Origin of the sequence: Bdellovibrio svalbardensis, from assembly GCF_029531655.1 — a bacterium.
GTDB lineage: Bacteria > Bdellovibrionota > Bdellovibrionia > Bdellovibrionales > Bdellovibrionaceae > Bdellovibrio > Bdellovibrio svalbardensis.
This window is the reverse complement of the sequence record NZ_JANRMI010000002.1, coordinates 744,951-764,999: the sequence shown is the minus strand read 5'-3', so window position 1 is coordinate 764,999 and position 20,049 is coordinate 744,951. Positions and strand designations below refer to the sequence as shown.

Genomic DNA, 20,049 nt, shown 5'->3' with positions numbered 1-20,049 from the left:
TCAATACTGTTTCTTTCTGCTAGTTTCAAAAATCATGGGTGATCAAAAGGATTCAGATTCAAGGCGGCGGGTTCTGTCTGCCACGAAGGCGTACGAATAGTACGTTGGAGAGAAAGACAGGTTCTGCCAACGAAGAAGATGGATCCTTTTCATCGCCCGTCACCCTGCGAGCAGTCGTTTTGGTTCTCTGAACCAATATAGACGCATTTCATGCCGAGCACCCCCGGGTGACCCGCCCCTCCAGCATCGCCCACAGGTCCATCCTTGCCTGACATTCCCCCATCCCCCCTACACTCCAACCTCCCGGCGATGTTACGGCCAGGCCCTCCTGCGCCGCCGGCCTGCCCATCACCACCGAAACCACCATCTCCACCCACGCCCGGCAATTGAACAACATCGACAATGCCAACGCCATCTGTCGGTAAAATCGAGTCAATCCCCTCGCTCGGGATGTACTCTTGGATCATGATTCGGACACTTCCGGAATCTCCGCCACTCATTCCTTGCCTTCCGGGATTCCCTTTTTCACCGTCAGCGCCCTGACCTCCGGGTCTTAGATCACTTGGGCAAGAGCATTGAGAGAGTGAAAATCTAACGGGCGAGTCCTTCAAACACTCAGGCTTCGCACTTTCTGCTGGAACGCCAGCCGAGGCCTGCGGCTTGGGATCACCTTTAAGTCCTCGTCCGCCCTTTTCTCCGCGCATGTAGACATGCAATCTGCCGTAGAGTTTCTTTGCACTAATTGAAATAGCCCCGCCAGATCTTCCATTCACCCCATCAGGCGCTGTTGGAGGAAGTTCCTCTTCAAACCCTTGAGAGTTTTTGATTTTAATACTTTCAGGGAAAGTTTGGATGCTGCCATTGGCAGCATGAAGTTCATTGGCGGCAATATCTAAGGTTGTGCCGTTGGTGGTGAGTGGAATTTTATCGCTTAAGAAGACGCGATTAGCTTCAATCTTTGTATTATATAAAAGTACGCCAGTACCCTCGCGAACAACAAAGTCATAAGGAATAATGACCGTCTTTCGGAATGTCATTTCCGGCTTCCGATTGGAATCTAAAATATCGAAGGAATAATTGAGAATCTGATTGTGCCCCACCGTATGAGTAAAGAATGTTTGGCTTGAAAGAATTTCCTGTAGGACGGTTCCAAGGCGAATACGAAGTATTTTATCCTTCTCAAGATGAGGCCAAGAAAACTGCACCGTATACTTTTCCGGATCAGCCCCCGTGATCACCACCTTCACAGCCTCAGCCAAAGCCGAACTCTGAATAGTCACCTTAGGCGGCAAACTCTCCAGAGCCTTAGCCTCTTCAGCCCTTTTACTAAGCTCCTCCGAACAAGCCACAAACAAAATAGAAATAACAAGAATAAAAACTTTAAGAGCCATCGCTCCTCCCTAAAACCGGGAGAAGCAAAAAACAGGCATTCATCCTACCAAAGTTTCTTACCTAAAATATTCGAAAATCGGATATTCTTCAGCTAAACCGAATAAACGCAATGATTAATTCAATTGAACTTTAACTATCTGAACTATAACGAACGATTCAGATGGGTCGGTATCTACTTATTTATGATCTGAAAAAATACACTAATCTTCGTAATATTTTGAACATTTTTGATCATCGAATCCGTTCCTTCTCGCCTCCTGCTTCCACCAATCCACAGTCTCTGTACTAGCGACACGAGCAATATCCCTCACTAATCCAGCAATATTCAATGCAATTAAGTTATTTCCCACCAAACAAGATCGATCAGTGGGTAAATGTTTAATTTGTTTTAGTTCTTCCATTGCCAAATTTCTATTTTCACTAGTGCCAAGTCCTAAAACATACATATATGCCAACCAATAGTGAGCAGCATCTACGCCCTTCTTACTTATCTCATTGTACATCTCAAATGCATCGACATATCGACCATTTTCCAAAGCCTGGTGTGCCTCAGCCATAAGTTGGTCGTTTTTCTGTTTGTTAACGTAAATGCGAATCACCGCAACAGTACCTACAGTTAAAATCAAAATTATAATTAGATTTTTTTTCATTCATTTACCCTCGAGGTATTTGCTACTTCTCATCTGCTTCCGCTTTTAGCTTCTTCTTAAGATTTCGAAGACCAATGATTAAAAATCCACCAGCCATAACACCCACAATCGCAAGCGAAGGATAGGCATCATTGCGCTCAGATCCGCAAACGGTCTTAAAACCTCTCCCGAAATAAACCATGCAGTTATCATCGGACTGACTGATGCAATAGCCAATACAGCCTACCAAAAACACCCAAACAGAATCGGCCCATAGACCGCCTCTTCAAGCCCCGATTTTTCAACCTTGTTAATTTCTTTCATCGCGCCTTTCAAAACTACTTCCAGGGACAATATGCATTATGATTCCTTTGCTTTCCTATTAAGATAGTTTTCCAAGACTGTTTGAAAGTAATCTGCTAACGCTTGCTCAGACTCAAACTTTTCAGCTATAATTTTTTGCTTTTCCGAATCACATTCAAAATCTATGTTTCCGTTATCAAATATCCAGATCGAGCAGCCATCCAATTTAAGGAATAAAAAATGATATCTGTACTTACGCCACCTATCGTCGATAGAAAGATTATGTTTCTTTGTTAGGTTATTTACTCGCTCTTCTATTTTCTTCTGAAAGTCGGTTACGTCTGGGCCCTCTGGAAACTTAATAATTTTAAGCTGAGTAAGAATAAGAAGAATTGCTATTGCGAAAGAAGCAACTAAGACGACTCCAAGGGCTACTTTAGCTGGAGGTCCACAAACCACCATATGCTTATATTCCAAACACTCATAAATATTATAAGTCCGTAAAGACAAATAGCCTACTAAGAGTGCCACTAGAGCCATAAGAAAGTTTAACAACGTTCAAACTCCATCAAATATATTACTATTTATAACTTAACAAAGACTCCTCACGAGTCCATAAATTCATATAAAACTTAGATAATGGAAATTAAGTACAGCATAATTCCTATGATAAGAGTTGCTTGCAGGTATAGCCAAACTCCTTCAATAAAAGATACTCGAGTACCCTCGCCTTCAAATTGACCGCGAAGTGGATTGCCATTCGGACAGTACTTGATAACCGATGAGGAAAGATCACCTAGGCACATCGGCACCCACCAGGTTTTTATCCAAAACGGTGGGCGTCGAACACTAAGTCGCAAAATCAAATACGGAAGGCCAAAAAATGAGAGCTTCTTTGCACTTTGAATTTGATCCCATTTCACAAAGTTAAACTTATAAATATATAAGCCACCTTTAGTTCCAATTGGCGCATATCCGCGAGCACTCTCATTTTCCACTATCGACCTCTGTTGGAAAAAATAGACACATGCACTTCGTCAGGCTCTATCTTCAAGTTTTCAACTAAAAAGAGTTTTTTTGTTCTTCAAAACCTACATCCCGTGCAGATATTGCTATTTACTAAAAACAATCATCACCTTAAGTATTTCACCAACATCAAACAAAAAGGAATGCCGATAAAAACACCTGATACCAAATAAAAAACCAAACTCGCCTGACCACCACACACATTGGCGGCACCCGGCCAATCAATACATCCATCATCCAAATAATCAATGAATGTAATTAGCCACACGATAAAACTAAGAAAAACGGTTTGCTTAAGTTTCTTCACTTTACTCTCCGTTTACCAAAAAACAGAACAACCAGAAAGCCCAACACCAACAAACCAAATACAGCAAAGCTCGAAAGCACCAAGCTCTTAGCTTCAGCCCCACAGGTCCGAACGCTCCCCGAACCAAAGCTATAGACACATCCTTGAGTGTAATAATCAAAAAGGTACGCTGCCGGAACAACAGAAGAAAGCACTAGTAAGAATACCATTTTCTTAATTTTCATCGACAACGACTCCATCTTGATTCTTAACGACGAACACAGAGTACAGCAGTAATATAAAAAACAAGTTCGCTGTCGAACCGGAAATGTAGATGATTTTGTATAAAATCGGCTTCAAACTATTTGCAAATAAAAGCACTTGAGACAGTACATCTAGGGCACCAGTATTCATTGATTCAATTGAAGGTCTTTTCTTGACCTTCATAACAACTTCTCCGAACTGATTTAGCCCCACAGAGAAAATCGACAGCAACCCCCAGAATTTTAACTTACGGTTCTGTGAGTTAGCACCTTGAAGCCCTGCCAAGCTCATCTGAGCTTTCCAATAGAACTGAGCGAGAGCCAGATTCATAACAAAGTTTAAAACGCCTACAGCAACGTCTGAGAAGAATATTGTTGCCCCAAAGCTTATCTTCATCACATTGAAAGTTAGGTGTGACAAGACCAACACCACCAAAGCCAACCACTGATAGGCACTAGCAAACTTAAGTAGGATTCTGGTCATTGAAACTTCTTCCGCAAAATTAGAATTGGATATAGGAGCTCAACGGCAATAAGTAGAACCAAAACGTATGGTCTATTTTGAACACAAACCATTGGAAGCTCAGCGAAGGCAGTAAAACAATCTGTCGTGGCGTATTCAATAATCTGCCAGCAAGCGATCACAACAAACGTAACACTTAAAATGACCTCTCCAGGTTTTACGCTTTCCTTCATATATAAACACTATTCTATGTATTCCCACAGAACAAGTTACTTAAAGAGACTGGACCTCCGCCATGCGGAAGATTCGAAGATCACGAAGCGATCGGGTCCGAGTTCAGGATGCGTGAATGAAAGAATATCAAAGAAATTCTTCCACTTCCTTAATGCGCATCACGCCGACTCTGCGTTGATTCAATCTCCAACTCACCAAGAATAGCACTCGCTGTCTTGGCGACGATGATACTATCCCAGTAGTTGCTTATATCATAAACTTCTCTGGCTTCCTTGTTTTGCGAAATCTCTTTTGGGATCGTAAAAATTGACATCCACTGCGTAACTGGAACCAGGTAGTTCACGGAACCAACATTTCTACCGGCTCGTTCGTGGTGGTATGTCATATCCACAATCATGTCTGCTTTCGCTGGCACTATCCCAAGGGTGACAATTGAAACCATGTACATCACCATTTCAAAAGACGGTATCTTAGCACCGCCTTTAACTATGTAGGTGAACCTAAAAGAGTCTGAAGGATTTGAGCATTCAGTTTCAATTCCAAATTTTCGCAAGCCTTTGCGATACATCGCCACCAAAGTCGGATCCATTGGCAGCGGTTCAATTTCCCTAGACACAGGCCCCTCGCGAAGCCGATCAAAATCTACGGCGACACAATATTTCGTGGGATTGCTAGTCGGCTTTAATACAGACTCTTTTGGAATCGATACACAACCACCTACAACAATCATCATAACAATCGCTACTATTTTCTGCACTCAGCACTCCTAGGATCACCACCAGTTTTAGGGTCACAGTTTACGTTCTGATAACCACTATACCAACTCGCAGCTCCAATTGCATATATTGGATATTTCACATAATCATACACCTCTGGTATCGCATTTGGAAGCACTGTTCCAGCTGCGGCAAATCCTAAACTCATCCCGTAATCATTGATATAAAAATCATAGAAGTTGTTCAAAAAGCTTCCGTCCTTCGCAGACCCTTTTACAATCGCGCTTACTGAAGAAGTAACGGCAAAAGATTCCTTAAAAGTTAAGCCCTCAAACAGCCCCCCAGTCGGTAAGTCTGGAGTCAAAGCCAACATCATAAAGCCAACCACTGATAGGCACTAGCAAATTTAAGTAGGATTCTGGTCATTCGATCTTCCTTCTTCGGAGACTAATCACGACCCCACCTGCCACAATAAGAACCAGAGCAATTGCTGGATAGAACCAGTTAAAACCATTTGCCTTTGAGATGAGATCATCAAGTTTAGATTGATAGTCGCTGGCCAGCATTCCCCGTTTGCGATTGGCTTCATTAAGAAAACTCAAAGCTTCTGCCTTGGAACCTTTCTCTAAAAGAATCTTTCCTAGGTAATAGTCAAAATAAGCGCTATAATTTGGACGAATCTTTATTTGCTCTCTGAGCACCATTTCAGCTTCACCCAACTTGTTTTGGGATATGAGACTTCCAATATGTAAGATTGCTATTTCTGAATCATACTTACAAAGCTCAAAAGCTTTCTTTGAGTATTCATAGTAAGCTAATTTGTCTTTCTGATTTAATGGAACAAGCTCACGGTAAGCCATAAGAACATATTTCTCAGAGGAGTTGTCAGGGAATTTATCGACGAACTGTGAAAACTGACCTAAGATTCTCTCTCGGTCTTTATATCTAATTCCTAGATTATAGATACTTTTAAGAATGCCACTGTCCAGATATGGCAGTGCCGCGAAAGCATCAATTGAGATCGCCAAACTCTTCCCAGCATCAGAATCAATGAGGCCCAGGATCTCTTGGCGATAAATCTCTAGGATGCGGTTATTTGATTTAAAATCCAAAAACTGCCTTATCCTCGATTTATCTGGATTTTCAAATTGTGTCATCGCCACCCCAAAGAGCAATCGATCCAGATTTGAAATTTGACTGAGATCTTTTGGGGACTCTTGCATCCGCCGAGTGACTAGAGCAAGACCATTTGGAGTATTTAAGCCCGCGAGCTGATATTGCAAATAGAAAGGATTGTCAGGAGGAACGTCTTTAATGTACCGATCAAATTGCTCAAAGTCACCCCGACAGAAAGAATCCCCAATGTTGAGCATTAGCGGCTCACGGTTGAAGTTGGGCTCAGCATGAGAAGCGCTGAAGATTCCAAGAATGACAAAGAAGATATTCGCAATCATCAATATAAACACTATTCTATGTATTCCCACAGAACAAGTTACTTAAAGAGACTGGACCTCCGCCAAATGGAGGATTCGAAGATTATGAAGCGATATCCCAGGATTGAGCAGTTCGCGCTCAAATAAAAAAACAGGCCCACCGGGCCTGTTTAGCAGAAGTCTCAATTTGTTTCTTTTGATGGAAACTTTACCAAGTTTTTTAAAACTTAATTTGCAGGCAAGGCAGGACATCCATCGCCAGGCACAACTACTTCATAAGTACCGCTTTTACCTTCTGTATCAATCGGGAAAGTATATTCATTGCCAACTTCATAAGTTCTCCAAAAACCCCTTCCGTAATGAACCTCAACAGCATTTACCTCTTTCTGTTTCAATATACCTTTAAGGAGCTTTTGTACTGTTATCTTCAGAGCAAATGAGCTTTCATTAATCTTTACTCTCTTTGATACTTTTCCGCGAATAACAACTGGAAAATCGTTCTTTAACTCTTCCATCGTCTGAGCCTTAAGGCATTTCGTGGCAAAAACATCCGGATAGGCAAGGCTGATCATAGCACATAAAATAATCGCAAATTTACTCATAGAGGACATATTAATCCCTTTATAACTCTTCCACCATTGTTCATTTGAATTGACCCTCCAGGAGTGGCTATGACCTGAACCCCTTAACTTAATCCACCTCATGAGATAATATTGAGGGGTAAATAAAGGATTGTCTATAGCCAAGAAAAAGAGAACAAACGGTTGGCGATATGATCTACCTCAAGGCTTTGAGCTAGATCATATGTAGATCGGGTGTACGGATAAGCCTGCGGCATCCGTTCAGACTTTTAGGATTGTTTACGATATTGAATTTGATTAGCGACTACACACCAAGGGGGCTAAGAAAGCTTCAGATGAGAGGCGGAGAGGTTCTTTCGAAGCGAGGCCTACTGGTCAGTAGGTCGCAGTGAAGGAAGGTTCTCGACAACGAAGCAGATGGAGCTTTATCAGCTCCCGCTGACTAAGCCGTTTTAAACTTTTTGTGTAGGCTTAGTTTAAGATCTTTAACGATCTCAGCTTCCATCGTTTCGAATAGTTCTTCGGGGGAAATTTGGTACATCTTCGCAATCGTCTTCAAACTATCAATCGGCGGCATACTAACCCCACGCTCCCAATTACTAATGAACTGCGGAGTGGAATAGCCAAGTTTAGAAGCAACATCGCCTTGAGAGAGACCAGAGGAGATGCGCGCATCACGAATATAATCCCGAAACATTTTCTTGGAAGCCAAAGAACACCTCTCAAAAGCAAAACATCAAAACCCAGTAAAGATATTGAACCAGCAAAGTGTGTCCACAATCAATCAATTTCTTGAATACAAAATGGGGATCGCCAAGGCGGTATCGTGCATCCGACGACTAAAACCCAATCTTTGGAAAGCCATCCTCAAAGAACGAATAGGCTTCATCTGCTGAAAGCTTTTTTTCAAACTGTTTAAATCCTCTGAAGTAGGAAACAAAAATATTTTCTCGAACCTCTCCATTTTGCCGAGACAAGAAATTCACAAACTCATTCCAATCAGTACGATCTCGTCCAAACCAGTGTGTTGTGCGGTGAAACGTAGCATCCGGCAGTTCAATTGTTAAAATGGCCATATAACGAGACTCTAATGTAGTCTTCTTAATTTGAGAATATTGATATTCCTTTGAACCAAAAATGCTTTTCACTAGAACCGCTTTATCGCCATATTGCCAAGAAGTATTCCAGAGAAAAAGATAAAGCGTAATTCCACCCACTAAAAATATGGTCACAAAAAACAACGAACCAAAAAGAAGAGCATTAAGTACAACTTGAGAAAGTCCCACCCCAATACTCGATGGACTAACCTTCGCAGTTAAAAAAGCCAACGCGATGGTTACGCTATATGCCTTTAGCCATGTAATTGCCGACCAGCCACCACAATATCGAAACCGCCGAAACAGGTATACTAAGTAAGAAGAGGCCAATATTTTCGGCGATACTTTAATCATTCAGAAATCCCGTGACTAGCTCAAAATCCTTTGGCGAAACTCATTTAAGATTATATTGTGTTGTAAATAAAGGATTGTCTACCTCGGACTACAGAACGGGGAAATCATGTTTGGCGATAAGATCATACTCAATGCCTTGAATATGTTCTTATGTAGAGCGGGTTCGACCACACAGGCTTGGCCGTGCCCTCAAACCTTTTCGGAGTTTACGATGAGCTGTATTTATCACTGCACATTCCCCAGGATGATCAAAAGGATTCAGGTGCGAGGCGGAGTTTTGAGTTCACGACCAAGGCGTACGAGTAGTACGTTGCGGGAGAGGACTCGAGCCGACAACGAAGCAAATGAGCCCTTTTCACCATCCTTGTGCCGGGCGGTCTCTGGTCTGAGAATAAAGTCCTAAATCCGATAAATTCCCCGCCCAAACACCCCCATCTCCAATATAACCGCCCTCCAGCCCGGCACCACTCCTGCTCTATGGGTCCGTCACGAACTTTAACCGGGACGACCACATCCCACAGACAAGGACCTCTATATGAAACTCCCAATCACAATCTCTTTTTTAATGGCCTCTTTATTGACTATTTCCGTAAAGGCCGCCGAAAACCTACCCACCCTCAACACAATCAAGACCGTCGCCCTTTCAGGATCAAGAGACGAAGATCAGACAAAGAACTTCCGTTTGTATTTGTCTAGCTACGCTTATAAGGGAAACGATCCGGAGTTGGTTCTTACGACAAATAAAACTGACTTCGTGGTGATGCAGTCTGGATATCAAGGACCAAATCTTTCGTTCTTAGCAGATATCGGCGACACAAATCTGGAGAATATCACTCTTAAGAACGCCATTGTTCCGGACCTGATCACAGGTAGAACTCACAACTTCAGCAAAGCTGTACTTCTTCAAGTGAATCACACCTACTCGGTGATTTTAAACACAACAGTAGCAAGAGGTGTTTTGGTTTTTAGAGTAGACGCCATCAGAAACGGCGAGGTCATCATCAGCTACGCAGTTAAACAGTATGACGTAATGACGAAGGTTGAAAGCTCTGAAGGCCAAGACGAACAAAAAGGCAACGAGCGCGAAGTTTATGCAGAGAGGGCTTTGGTGAGACCAAAGGTCGACTACACAAACGAATTGAAAATTCATCCGAAGGCTAGAACCAAGCGAATCACAAGCCTTCGGTAATCGATGAAAAGGGCGAACCTACTTCGTAAAAGACTTTGATCTGATCCCGCAACGTACTGACTCGTACGCCTTGGTCACAGCCTCAAAGCCTTCGCCTCGTATACTCGCCCTTTTGCTCGATTTGATAGTTGGGATTCTCAAGATAAAAAATGAAATAAAGATTGATGGGAGGTTTGCGGGGACTAGTAAATTAAATCATTCACGTGTTTTCTACCGGAGGGGGCTGGTTTTATTCTCCTTTAACCAGTCCCCTTTTTCGGTTGATGAAAAGCAGGTAACCTCTTCGTTGTCAGCACGAGTCCACTCCCACGACGTATAGACACATACGCCTCAGTCGTGACCTCGAACCTCCGCCTTAATCTTCCCTACTTTTGATCAACCGACTGCCTCGCTATTTTGAATTTGCAAAACTTAATACCTTTAGAACTTCGTTACCGAGTTTGGTTATTTCCCACCTACTAAACCGTTCATTCTTCTCTATAAGTCCTAATTTTGCAGAGCTCGCGATACTCTTAGCTCGGGAAGATGCAAACGCAGAAGAAGTACGAATATTACTACTAATTATTTGATCAGTTATCTCAACAAAAGACTCTGCCAGATCTGGCTGCTTACGAAACAAATCAACGATTTTCGAAACTGGATCTTTTTCACCTTCATCTGCCTCACCATCACCTATTGACTTTAGGTCTTTAATTAATTCTTTGTTGAATTTCAAGTTCTCTGATAGCTCACTTCTCAAAGCAGCTACAGTCTGATCATACTCTGATTTTTGTTTTTCTAAGGAAGCTACCTGTTGCTTCAATCTATCAAGCAGATCTTGTTGGTTATTTGTAGAAACAATATACTCGCCATTCCGTTGCAATTCTTTATTAAGCCTTTCCTCAAGATCAGAAATCTTTTTCGCAATTGGGCTAAGTTTCGTTTCCTCAGAATACCGATCATTAGTTGCCAAAACCTTTCTTTTTAAAAGCCATTGATACAAGCGTCTAAAATAGTATGGCATTCCAAATAAAATCCATGCCGCAAAAATCAATGGCGTTACAAAAGGATGACAAATAAAAGTCCATATATTCGGAAAAATGAACTCATATACCGGACTCCCCCATGCAAATGATGGGTGCAACAGACGCCCAATATCACCAATTTTCTGATCAACATTTTTATCGGACAAAAGTAGAACGAATATTCTCCAGTTATATATAATGAAAGAAACACTATATGTCCCAAGAATGGGGTCACCAAAGCGGTTCTTAAGAGCCTCGGGCATTAAATCATCGACACCTTTACTAAGCTTTACTTCCACAATATTCCTCTAAAGCAAAATCATTATCTAAGCAGCACTACCATCTTTTTTAGAAACGAGAACGGTTTCTCTGTATTCAATTGCATCCGGAATTTCCAAGCACTCAACCTTCGCGTGATGCTTTTCTACCAGTTCGCTAATTTTAGAAAGTTCAACTTTGAAGAATTCCTTTCTTAAATTTACTTTATTTAATCGATGAGACTCTAATGCATCATGCAGCACTGACTCTAGAGCTGGAGCATCGTCACAAGGAATCATCATATGAACGTCAAAAGGGAATGGAACAGAAGCATCACCAAGCTCATCTACCCGATCATAAGGCTCAAGCCTTCTGGTCATACCAACCTTATAGATATGCTCACCGAATGAACCAATATTGGAGATCACATAGACATTTCCCGACTTAGTAAGCTGAGCTTGAGATTTTGTACGCTCTGTTTTCGCCTGAGCTTCCACCAACTCAGCTTTGAGCTTTTCGATCTCAGCTGAGTGAGCATCATTGGTGTTTTTTAAAGCAATCTCCAAAGCTCTTTCAATAGACTTTTGTTCATTTTCAAGTCGTTTGAGAACAACCTCTTTTTCCTTCTCAGCCCGCTGCTCTTCACGGATTTGCTCCTTAATACGAGCTTGTTGCTCTTTCAATTCAGCCTTTTTGACTTCAGCAGCGAATCTTTCTTTGATTTCAGAAACATTCTCCTTCATATGGCTTGTCGGATAACTTACACCGCACTTTTCACAATTTTCATATACTTTTTCTATCTTAGAAACTGACGTTGCGAAGTTGTTCGCAGTCACGTTAGACAGAATATATCTCATTGAGTCTTTAATATAGTAGTCGGCCAGTTTCTCAAACTTTTTGTCATTTTCATTTTTAAAACCAAGCGGCTCATACGGAACATTTGGGGACACATTCTGCACTTTGGCTTTTAATACATTTAGGCAGTATCCAGTAAAACCTAAACAGATAATCAACCAGATGAGTCCACCGACGAAACCTTCCTTAAACATCCAGACAAAAGAGACGAGAGAGCCCATTCCGAAGATTATGACTCCGCAAAATGCAAAAAACTTAGAAAGAAGATTCAAGGGATACCTCCACCAAACCTCTAATCGGAATTCTGCTATTGTTCTAAACGATATCGTATATACACATTCAAAAATCTCAATTTAGATCTGTTTATTGTTACACAATCAAACTTCGGTCAAAGAAGTGCTGAAGACACGGCACTTCACTTCAAACTCTACATCCTGCAGGCGCATTGTTCTTGACAGATAATCGATGCATTCCTCTAATTAGTTATTATGAAATATAAGACTCTACTATTAGCAACTATTGCTCTCGGCCTATCTTTCATTGTCTATTTTCTATATCAGCCGAAATACAAATTTTATGTGTGCGAGGCCGATGGAAATGGATGCGTGCTAGACGCTAGATTTTCAACGATTCAAACCTGCGAACGATATAGAAAACTGTACAGCTACGACGACTGCACTAAAAAATTAAATACCACCAGCAATGATTTAGTTTGCGAAGAGAAACCAAGAATTTTCACTGGTCGGTGCGACTAATTTTTCACTCGCACCAATTCTCTGAACTTTTCCATTTTCCAAATTATCGAGGATGATCAAAAGTAGACAGATGCAAGGCGGAGGTTCTTCGACTGATCGCAGGCGTACAAGTAGTACGTCAAAGTGAAGGAGAAGGTTCTTCAACGCAGCAGATGGCTGCTTTTCATCACCCCACCTAAAGAGCGCGGTCAATGAAGTATCTGATGGCAGATTTAAGCTTCTCCTCTTCCTTAAATTCCGCCATCAACCCCACGCGCTCCAAGTATCTGTGAACGCGCGCCCAAACCTGCCGCATCCTCACCTCATCTCGCAATCCCGGCGCCCTCTCCGATTCCGCTCGAAGAAAATACAACCCATGAAGAATCATATACTTTTCCTCTTCCGAGAACTGCACTCTAGAATCCAGCTGATTGATCAGATGATTAAAGAAATCAAAAGGCTTCCAGTTATCGCACTTAGAAGCAGGTCTCGGCGGCTTCTCAGGGCGAGGAATAATGACCGAACAAGGTTCAACCTCATAAACAAAGGCCTGCACGATTCGCCAGAAATGCTCATCGGCTTTATAGCTCTCTAGAAATTTCAAGCCCCTAGTCTGCCCTTTTACGATGCGCCAGTTTTCACGCAAGGTAAGTGGCGGATCTCTTCGATCCAGATCACAAAGCGATTGCGCTTTAAAGTATTCAAGTTGTCGAATGACTTCTAAACGGAAAGCCGCAGGCATTTCCGTCTTCTTCGCATGTTCGATGAGAAGTTCAAAGCAGCGGAACGGTTCCACTGGCAAACTCATTTCAAGAGCAAATCCTGCTCCAGGATAAATAGATACAAATAACAAAACTAACTAAATACAGATTCAGAACAACTGACTATTTCAGTTTGACCATTCAGTTTACTGAGCTGAACAATAAAACCTTCTTCTAACAGATGACGGCCTCTATGGATCAGCTCATTCTTAGAATTTACCACAAAGCTCAAACCCTCGGGACCCGCACCGGAATGTCCTTCAAGATCATTGAATGCAAAATTCGATTGAATCAAGGGCTTCTGCCACTCTTTCACATTCCGATGAACAAGGTTTTCTTTCTCCTCATTATTCGCCGCCCACTGGCACGTGGCTGTCCAACCCCAATATCCAGGCCATAAAATCGCATCCACTTCTTCCCTGGCAAAATAACTCCAAGGCTGAAGCTGTGCTTCCATGCAAATAAGAACTCCGAATGAATAGCCTTTGACAGAGAATACTTTAGGCGTTGATTCCTCCGGAACGGAAAAGAACTTCTTTTCAGAATCAGTAAGTCCCAACTTATAGAACTGAGTCTTATTCCTCGGCGAAATCCAAAAACCCGAATTGAATACCTGGCCTTCTTGGACAATCGCCGTGGGCAAAACCACGTGAATACCCGTTTGAAAGCTCCAATTATGGATCTCCTCCAGATAAGGCCTAACAACACTCTCGGTGCACTCCTTCATGCGAGCCGAAAAGCCAGAAAGCGCACATTCAGGAAAAAGAACAACATCAACCTCTTTATTCTCAAACCGCGCAAGCATGCGCTTAACCGCAGTGAAATTCCGTTCAACACTTGTCGTATTTGCAATTTGAGCCACTCCGATTTTAATCATAATCAATCCCTAGAAAAACCTATCATCAAGACATTCGCCAAGCTCATTCCATACCGACAAGGTAGTATTACGATACCTTTGAATACAGCTAATTAGTTTCATCACGACATCCTCTTCATTAGAAGCAATGTCGGCCAGATGAAGCTTAAGATGCTTCAAAGTATCGGGAATGAGCACGCGCAAAACCTGCCCGCGAAACTCCGCCGGGAGATTCTCCACAAAAATAAAATAATGCATGTTAGAACTCGAAACTAAGTTAGTGGGAAAAACCGAACAACGGAATCAGCCTTTAACGGACTGATAGGCGTCGCCTTCTCGCTAACATCACCAGCATCAGTAGAACTCAACAGCGGGCCTGCCAGGACGTCAAGCAACCCAACCAACTCTAATTGGTTAGTTGGTTCTTCCGGCAGATAAACGTCATGATCAAAAAACTCTTTAGTTAAAGACATAGAAATCCCTCCACGGCAAAACGCCACAGTCAAAGCACTGTAAATTTGTGTCCACTTGTTTAATTCACCCGAAATTCGCGACCAGCGATTCCCTGCAGGACTCACCAGCTCACTTCGGGAGTTACTTCAGTTCCCAGGCCCTGCGGCCTTCCACTCTGTGCGCATCCGCGCCCCTTAAAAACAAAAATAGGGCCAAAAAAAGGCGCTGTCAACAGATATGTAAATTATATGTAAGTCATTTCTTAGATTTTGCATCCAGGCCGCTAAATAGCTCTATCTCAAATTGAGGCGTATATACCCAGTCTTTAGCCCGTGGCCGATGATCTCGGCATCCCAAACAACAAAAACATCTCATTTGGTTAAAAGCATCTTCAATGTCAGCTGCACGTGTTTGGACATCTTTTTTTCGACATGTAACCAACATCTCACCCATGGATACCAAACCAAGCTCCTCCCCAATCTTCGGCGTATTGACTGCACTGACAATAATGTATTCGCAGTGTTTATACGCAATTGAAGGCTGCATATTTTTTAATGCCCTTTCAAAATCTTTTTTTAACTTAATGTCGGAATCTAAATCAATGCCTTTCATCCTCAACATTCGCCTCGCATTATCTTCAGCAAATTTAACAAATTCCTCAATACTTGCTTCAATTGGTGATTCTTCCAATTCAACTTCAAACGATTTTTTCTTACCAGCTTCATCGAGAGTTTGCTTCGCCATCTTGGCAGAAAACGCTCTACCGTTTTCCAGATACAGGTCCATAGCAACGCTGGCAAATTTTTTACCGGCTTCAAATTCCTCAATCAAAAGATAAAAGGTTGCTTTATTATTATTTAAATCTGCTAGTTCTACCCCTAAAAGATTCCAATCATTCAACATAGATTCAAAATCATCGTAAATCTTCTCAATATCTTCCTTAATTGCCTTAAAACTGACTTCCCCTGTAACTTTTAAAAAAGTCGCGTCCATCTCGAAGGTAAAAAGAAATGTATTGAAAACTAGCAAAAACGCTTCTCTGGAGCCAGATGCAACTGACATTGCTACAGCAGTAAGAATATCTTCATAATATGAAAGTCTTAGCTCCAATAACTCACTAGTAATAACTTTCAAAGCCCCTACTGAATACTCGCCAGAACAATCTTTAATCCCTTTGAATGAAATATAGTTGATGTTTCTATGAGAGTTAAATGCATAAAATTTTTGTTTTGCTCGAAAGGAATATGCCACAGCCTTAGCCGCCAAACCATTTGCAGTCTTAGAAGATGACCCAATAATTTCCTCAGCATAATCCTTATACAAACTTTCTATACCCGGTGTGTTTTGAACGAACTGAAGAACATACATTAAAATATAAATTGTACTTTCTAAATCGTTCCTATCACGCGCTTCAGCAAGGAGAGAATTTAATTTCGTTAGGTCTAACCCATCTAGACCAAACGAATTTAGATCAGTTACGAGTAGATCAATACTTGCCTTTAGATCTTTCCCAAACTCTCTGGCTAATGAAGAATGAAGAACTTTCCTCAACTCAGGGTCTTTCAGAACTTTATCGAAAACTGAAGTAACTCCATCAATACCATCAGTATTCTTTAACACATCGATAAGCTGATCCAACGATTCTACAGCATTAACTGTTATAGAAATTTCTGTTCTTTTTTCACCAATAAAAACATCACCCAAGATCTGGGCATTTGATGCGATCTCAATACTCTTCTTATCAAACATTGAATTCCTACTCTTCTTTATTCTTTATTCCGATAAAAATATCGCCATCAACTTTGCCTTTATTAACAATTTTCTTTCCACCAATCGTTAACCTTTTAGCACCGAGAAAAGCTAGAAGGATCGAAATTATTATACCTGCTAAACCCCAAACCACCGTATCAGACATCACAAACCTCACTCCGAAGAACTTAAGCATACGGCCATACACAGACTTAAGTTTAATCAAAATAATTTCACCAACACTTATGTAACAAGTCTCAATTATAAACACACTATTAGTTAAAACATATTCAGAGATGCCGAAGAGAAACCGGGAGAAATTGATGTTTAAAAAATTGTATTGGACATGGCAAACAATATTTTTTATGGCCCTTTCGGGATACTTCTTTTTCCGTTTAGCTTCGTTTTGTTTTACGGTTCTTCACTATGACCCAAAATCCCTAGGCCCAATAGATTCCAATCTTTTGGCAATTGTGATCAACTTAGTTAGTAGCGCAGTATGGGCAGTCCTAACTGTAGTAGCTCTAGTCACCATATATAAGTTTAGATTCAAAATAATGGCCGCAGGAACATATGAGGCTTTTGACTATGATCAAACTCAGCAGAAATATATAACTTGGGGCAGATTAGAAATTAAGTTTCACCCCTTCTTGCAAAAATTTGAGTTCAAACTAACTAATCATACAGGAGATTGTACGATTGATGGTACCGGCAGTCTCGTTAAAGAAGCATATCTTATTGGAACTTATGTTGAGTCTAAAAATCCCCTTCGAAGGCGATTTGCTTCATTTTTTATGGTGATAGATGGCCATGGAACTACAATTGAGGGTTCTTATCTTTATATGGATCCATTAACTTCACCGACAAATCCGCTGGTTGGCAAAGCTCGATGGATTAAAAAATAACTATGAAACGATATTATGTAATTTACAGAAAGAATCTCTTTAAAGTCGTTCTTCTGAAATCTTCAAATAACAACTATTTGTGGCTTTATTTGTGGGCCCACCCAACAATCAGAAATACAAAGGATGTTAACAATCTAATTATCAATGTCATTTCTTCCGTCAAGGGAACGCATCACGTTCACTTTTTTCCAAAAATTCGCAGCCTAAAGCAAGTCGCAAGAACCCAAAAATGGAAGTATAAAGGATGGTCTTGCCTATTCGAAGACTGTATCTCGTATATCCACAAATCACGGACATATAAAAAGTTTGATGCCAATTTCAGGATTCAAAAGACACGACCAAAAATGGAATCTTATTCGGGGACTCAGGAAGTTAAGATAGTAGAGGAAGTTTTTTTGAAGTTCCTTACATAACTCTTAAGCAACATTCTCACGTTAAAATCTATGACGACTTCAACTCCAAAAATCCCCTCCCCTTCGACTCACTATTTGCATAAAAAATTGATCCATAGAGAATCCCATAAATGCTTCGCCCAAATGTTAAGCATTCAATAAAACTCGACAAACTGCGGCAATACAACCTTCTGTGAAGCACTCATTTGAATTCAGCCAGAAAAATAAAGACATGCGCAGATAACACGGCAAGACATATCCACAGAAATAAAAAAATCTGAAGATTTCTGACAAATTGATACTGAAAAATACTCTGATTTGTTATGATACAGAGTCGAAGACGCTCTCGCGACTGCGCTAACAGACACGAGAGCCAAAAAAATTAACTTGAGCTGTTTACTCTTAGTTGCTTTTTCTTTGTTGTAAAAGAAAGCGTACTGGAGGCAGCTCTAAAAAGGCAAAAGGATTTTTTTGCCAAGGAGCACACATGACCCAGGACGGCAAGACCATCAATTTTATCCACGCGTTTTTAGGACGCGGAGAAAATGGAACGCAGAAGATCGTACTTCTAGCGCCCTATCACACCAACTTCGCCACCGCGACTTGCAACCTCTTTCAAAATGGAATTAAGGTCGCTTCGAAAACTACAGGATTTAAGGACAAAGAGGTTCGCAACTTCATCTTTGAATTTGAAAACCTACTTGTTGATGTAGAATACACTTACAACTTCGAAGCCAACAATCAGATTCTTGATCTTGGTGGCGGCCTTGCCAATGACGATTTGAAATTCACGTATTGGAAGACTCTGTCTTCATCTTCTGAAGTTGTCCTCGTGAGTTGCAATGGAGTTGATGAATTTAAGAAACCTACCCTTAAATGGGAGATGTGGCGCAGACTCCATAATACTGCTATTACAGCTACAGAAAAGCCAAAACTTTTAATCCTTGGTGGCGACCAGTACTATCAAGATGCGACTGAAAAAGAATTCATTGATAAACTTAAGGGCGAAGTTACTCCAGAACTCCGACTTCAAGTAAAGATGGCAGCTATCAAACGCGCATTCGAACAGACGTCCGACCTATCATACAGAAAACTCATGGCGCAAATTCCGTCTATTGCAATGCTTGACGACCATGATATTACCGACGGCGCAGGTGGTAGACTTTTTGTAGGCAATGAGTTTGAGAAAAAGTACTTAAACTATGCACCGATTTTGATTGAAGTGTTTGAAGCATTTCAGGCATCAAGAAATCCAAGTCCGCTTATCAAGAAATCGGGATCCGGATACAGCTGTATCCTCGATCTCGGAAACTCGGCACTCGTCGTTCTGGACTTACGAACCGAAAAGAATTCCATGAAAAAGAAACTCATGGAGAACGATCATAAGGCTGCAGTTTTTGAAGCCATTCAGGCGCTTCCACACAAGAATGTCATGCTTTTAATTCCTGTTGTTCCTGCACGCAGCTCTAGGGAATTGGAAGGTGCACTTACGGGACTTGCAAAGCTCTGCAAACTTAAAAGCGTTCAAAATTGGTTTTCTAAGATTCACCCGAAACTTGGGGAGCTGATCTCCTTTATCGCCGAAAGCGAAGATGATCTCGAGGATGGTTTGACATCAGATAGTGGCCTGCCGTTCTTCACCGAACTCTTGACCGCTATGTCCACCAAGGCGGCTAAAGGTACCAACTATACAATTCTAACTGGCGACATTCACACAGGTGGTACTGTGGAAATGATGGTGACGACAAGCAGTACAAGGTTCACTGTACCTATCATTGTCTCCTCACCTATTGGTTACTATCCAATGCCTAAAATTGCAGAAGGTCTATTGAAGGAATCAACTTATATTAGGATTCAATCAGGTGAGGTGCTAATCGAAGCCGTACCTAACCAATTCTATACGAACCGAAACTTTGTATTCTTGAATCCAGAAAAGTTGATTACTGACAAAGTTCATGCAGCACGCATCTATCAAGAAGGAGTCTCTGGATTTAAACGTCTTGCACTAGATAGCTGGGAGCCTGACAAGTTGACTCCGCACACTGCAACAACAATTGCTGTGAAACCAGAACCTGCCACTGCGGAAACAACATTATAATAGCAATGATTTACCAAA

At 41.4% G+C, this 20,049-nt stretch carries 24 protein-coding genes; 3 read left to right on the top strand and 21 right to left on the bottom strand.

Features of this window, described 5'->3' with window-relative positions:
- Positions 1-149: 149 nt before the first annotated feature.
- The 14 genes from NWE73_RS08840 to NWE73_RS08775 all read right to left on the bottom strand — a co-directional run bounded on the left by NWE73_RS08840 (position 150) and on the right by NWE73_RS08775 (position 8,777).
- Complete coding sequence (locus NWE73_RS08840) at positions 150-1,391, bottom strand: collagen-like domain-containing protein (protein WP_277577947.1); 1,242 nt, start codon at positions 1,389-1,391, stop codon at positions 150-152.
- A gap of 201 nt (positions 1,392-1,592) precedes the next feature.
- Complete coding sequence (locus NWE73_RS08835) at positions 1,593-2,042, bottom strand: SEL1-like repeat protein (protein WP_277577946.1); 450 nt, start codon at positions 2,040-2,042, stop codon at positions 1,593-1,595.
- Between the two features lie 22 nt (positions 2,043-2,064).
- Positions 2,065-2,223, bottom strand: a complete 159-nt coding sequence (locus NWE73_RS08830) for a hypothetical protein (RefSeq protein ID WP_277577945.1) — start codon at positions 2,221-2,223, stop codon at positions 2,065-2,067.
- A 158-nt stretch (positions 2,224-2,381) separates the two neighbouring features.
- Positions 2,382-2,864 carry a hypothetical protein gene (locus NWE73_RS08825; protein WP_277577944.1) on the bottom strand — a complete coding sequence of 161 codons (483 nt, stop codon included), beginning with the start codon at positions 2,862-2,864 and terminating at the stop codon, positions 2,382-2,384.
- 92 nt (positions 2,865-2,956) lie between these two features.
- On the bottom strand, positions 2,957-3,322 hold the full coding sequence (locus tag NWE73_RS08820) for a hypothetical protein (protein WP_277577943.1): 366 nt from the start codon (positions 3,320-3,322) through the stop codon (positions 2,957-2,959).
- Positions 3,323-3,456: 134 nt separating this feature from the next.
- A complete protein-coding gene (locus NWE73_RS08815; protein ID WP_277577942.1) occupies positions 3,457-3,657 on the bottom strand; it encodes a hypothetical protein in 201 nt (66 codons plus the stop codon).
- Positions 3,654-3,881: a hypothetical protein gene (locus tag NWE73_RS08810; protein WP_277577941.1), complete on the bottom strand. Its 228-nt coding sequence runs from the start codon at positions 3,879-3,881 to the stop codon at positions 3,654-3,656. Before NWE73_RS08810 ends, NWE73_RS08815 begins: the two co-directional genes overlap by 4 nt.
- Positions 3,871-4,383, bottom strand: coding sequence for a hypothetical protein (locus NWE73_RS08805; RefSeq protein ID WP_277577940.1), 513 nt, complete (start codon positions 4,381-4,383; stop codon positions 3,871-3,873). Before NWE73_RS08805 ends, NWE73_RS08810 begins: the two co-directional genes overlap by 11 nt.
- Before the next feature lie 361 nt (positions 4,384-4,744).
- Entirely contained in the window at positions 4,745-5,353 is a 609-nt protein-coding gene (locus NWE73_RS08800) for a hypothetical protein (protein WP_277577939.1), read from the bottom strand.
- The gene (locus tag NWE73_RS08795) at positions 5,341-5,700 is read right to left on the bottom strand and encodes a hypothetical protein (RefSeq protein WP_277577938.1); all 360 of its coding nucleotides are present in this window, start codon (positions 5,698-5,700) and stop codon (positions 5,341-5,343) included. Before NWE73_RS08795 ends, NWE73_RS08800 begins: the two co-directional genes overlap by 13 nt.
- Positions 5,701-5,734: 34 nt before the next feature.
- Complete coding sequence (locus tag NWE73_RS08790; RefSeq protein ID WP_277577937.1) at positions 5,735-6,778, bottom strand: tetratricopeptide repeat protein; 1,044 nt, start codon at positions 6,776-6,778, stop codon at positions 5,735-5,737.
- 194 nt (positions 6,779-6,972) lie between these two features.
- Positions 6,973-7,347 (bottom strand): hypothetical protein, encoded by a 375-nt coding sequence (locus NWE73_RS08785; protein WP_277577936.1) that lies wholly within the window; start codon positions 7,345-7,347, stop codon positions 6,973-6,975.
- A 421-nt stretch (positions 7,348-7,768) separates the two neighbouring features.
- The gene (locus NWE73_RS08780) at positions 7,769-8,038 is read right to left on the bottom strand and encodes a helix-turn-helix domain-containing protein (protein WP_277577935.1); all 270 of its coding nucleotides are present in this window, start codon (positions 8,036-8,038) and stop codon (positions 7,769-7,771) included.
- A gap of 127 nt (positions 8,039-8,165) precedes the next feature.
- A complete protein-coding gene (locus NWE73_RS08775) occupies positions 8,166-8,777 on the bottom strand; it encodes a hypothetical protein (RefSeq protein WP_277577934.1) in 612 nt (203 codons plus the stop codon).
- A gap of 535 nt (positions 8,778-9,312) precedes the next feature.
- Here NWE73_RS08775 and NWE73_RS08770 point away from each other — a divergent pair.
- The gene (locus NWE73_RS08770; protein WP_277577933.1) at positions 9,313-9,966 is read left to right on the top strand and encodes a hypothetical protein; all 654 of its coding nucleotides are present in this window, start codon (positions 9,313-9,315) and stop codon (positions 9,964-9,966) included.
- Between the two features lie 391 nt (positions 9,967-10,357).
- On the opposite strand, the gene NWE73_RS08765 is transcribed toward NWE73_RS08770, so the two are convergent.
- From NWE73_RS08765 to NWE73_RS08735, 7 genes are all read right to left on the bottom strand, one after another.
- Positions 10,358-11,269, bottom strand: a complete 912-nt coding sequence (locus tag NWE73_RS08765) for a kinetochore Spc7 family protein (protein ID WP_277577932.1) — start codon at positions 11,267-11,269, stop codon at positions 10,358-10,360.
- A gap of 27 nt (positions 11,270-11,296) precedes the next feature.
- Positions 11,297-12,277, bottom strand: coding sequence for a GIY-YIG nuclease family protein (locus tag NWE73_RS08760; protein WP_277577931.1), 981 nt, complete (start codon positions 12,275-12,277; stop codon positions 11,297-11,299).
- Positions 12,278-13,013: 736 nt separating this feature from the next.
- A complete protein-coding gene (locus NWE73_RS08755) occupies positions 13,014-13,625 on the bottom strand; it encodes a hypothetical protein (RefSeq protein ID WP_277577930.1) in 612 nt (203 codons plus the stop codon).
- A gap of 47 nt (positions 13,626-13,672) precedes the next feature.
- Positions 13,673-14,455 (bottom strand): carbon-nitrogen hydrolase family protein, encoded by a 783-nt coding sequence (locus tag NWE73_RS08750; protein WP_277577929.1) that lies wholly within the window; start codon positions 14,453-14,455, stop codon positions 13,673-13,675.
- Positions 14,456-14,706: 251 nt separating this feature from the next.
- Positions 14,707-14,907 (bottom strand): hypothetical protein, encoded by a 201-nt coding sequence (locus NWE73_RS08745; RefSeq protein WP_277577928.1) that lies wholly within the window; start codon positions 14,905-14,907, stop codon positions 14,707-14,709.
- Between the two features lie 235 nt (positions 14,908-15,142).
- Entirely contained in the window at positions 15,143-16,636 is a 1,494-nt protein-coding gene (locus NWE73_RS08740) for a hypothetical protein (protein WP_277577927.1), read from the bottom strand.
- Between the two features lie 7 nt (positions 16,637-16,643).
- Positions 16,644-16,802 carry a hypothetical protein gene (locus NWE73_RS08735; protein WP_277577926.1) on the bottom strand — a complete coding sequence of 53 codons (159 nt, stop codon included), beginning with the start codon at positions 16,800-16,802 and terminating at the stop codon, positions 16,644-16,646.
- Between the two features lie 157 nt (positions 16,803-16,959).
- On the opposite strand from NWE73_RS08735, the gene NWE73_RS08730 reads away from it, so the two are divergent.
- Both NWE73_RS08730 and NWE73_RS08725 read left to right on the top strand, forming a co-directional pair.
- Complete coding sequence (locus tag NWE73_RS08730) at positions 16,960-17,541, top strand: hypothetical protein (protein WP_277577925.1); 582 nt, start codon at positions 16,960-16,962, stop codon at positions 17,539-17,541.
- An 879-nt stretch (positions 17,542-18,420) separates the two neighbouring features.
- Entirely contained in the window at positions 18,421-20,031 is a 1,611-nt protein-coding gene (locus tag NWE73_RS08725) for a metallophosphoesterase family protein (protein WP_277577924.1), read from the top strand.
- Positions 20,032-20,049 lie beyond the last annotated feature (18 nt).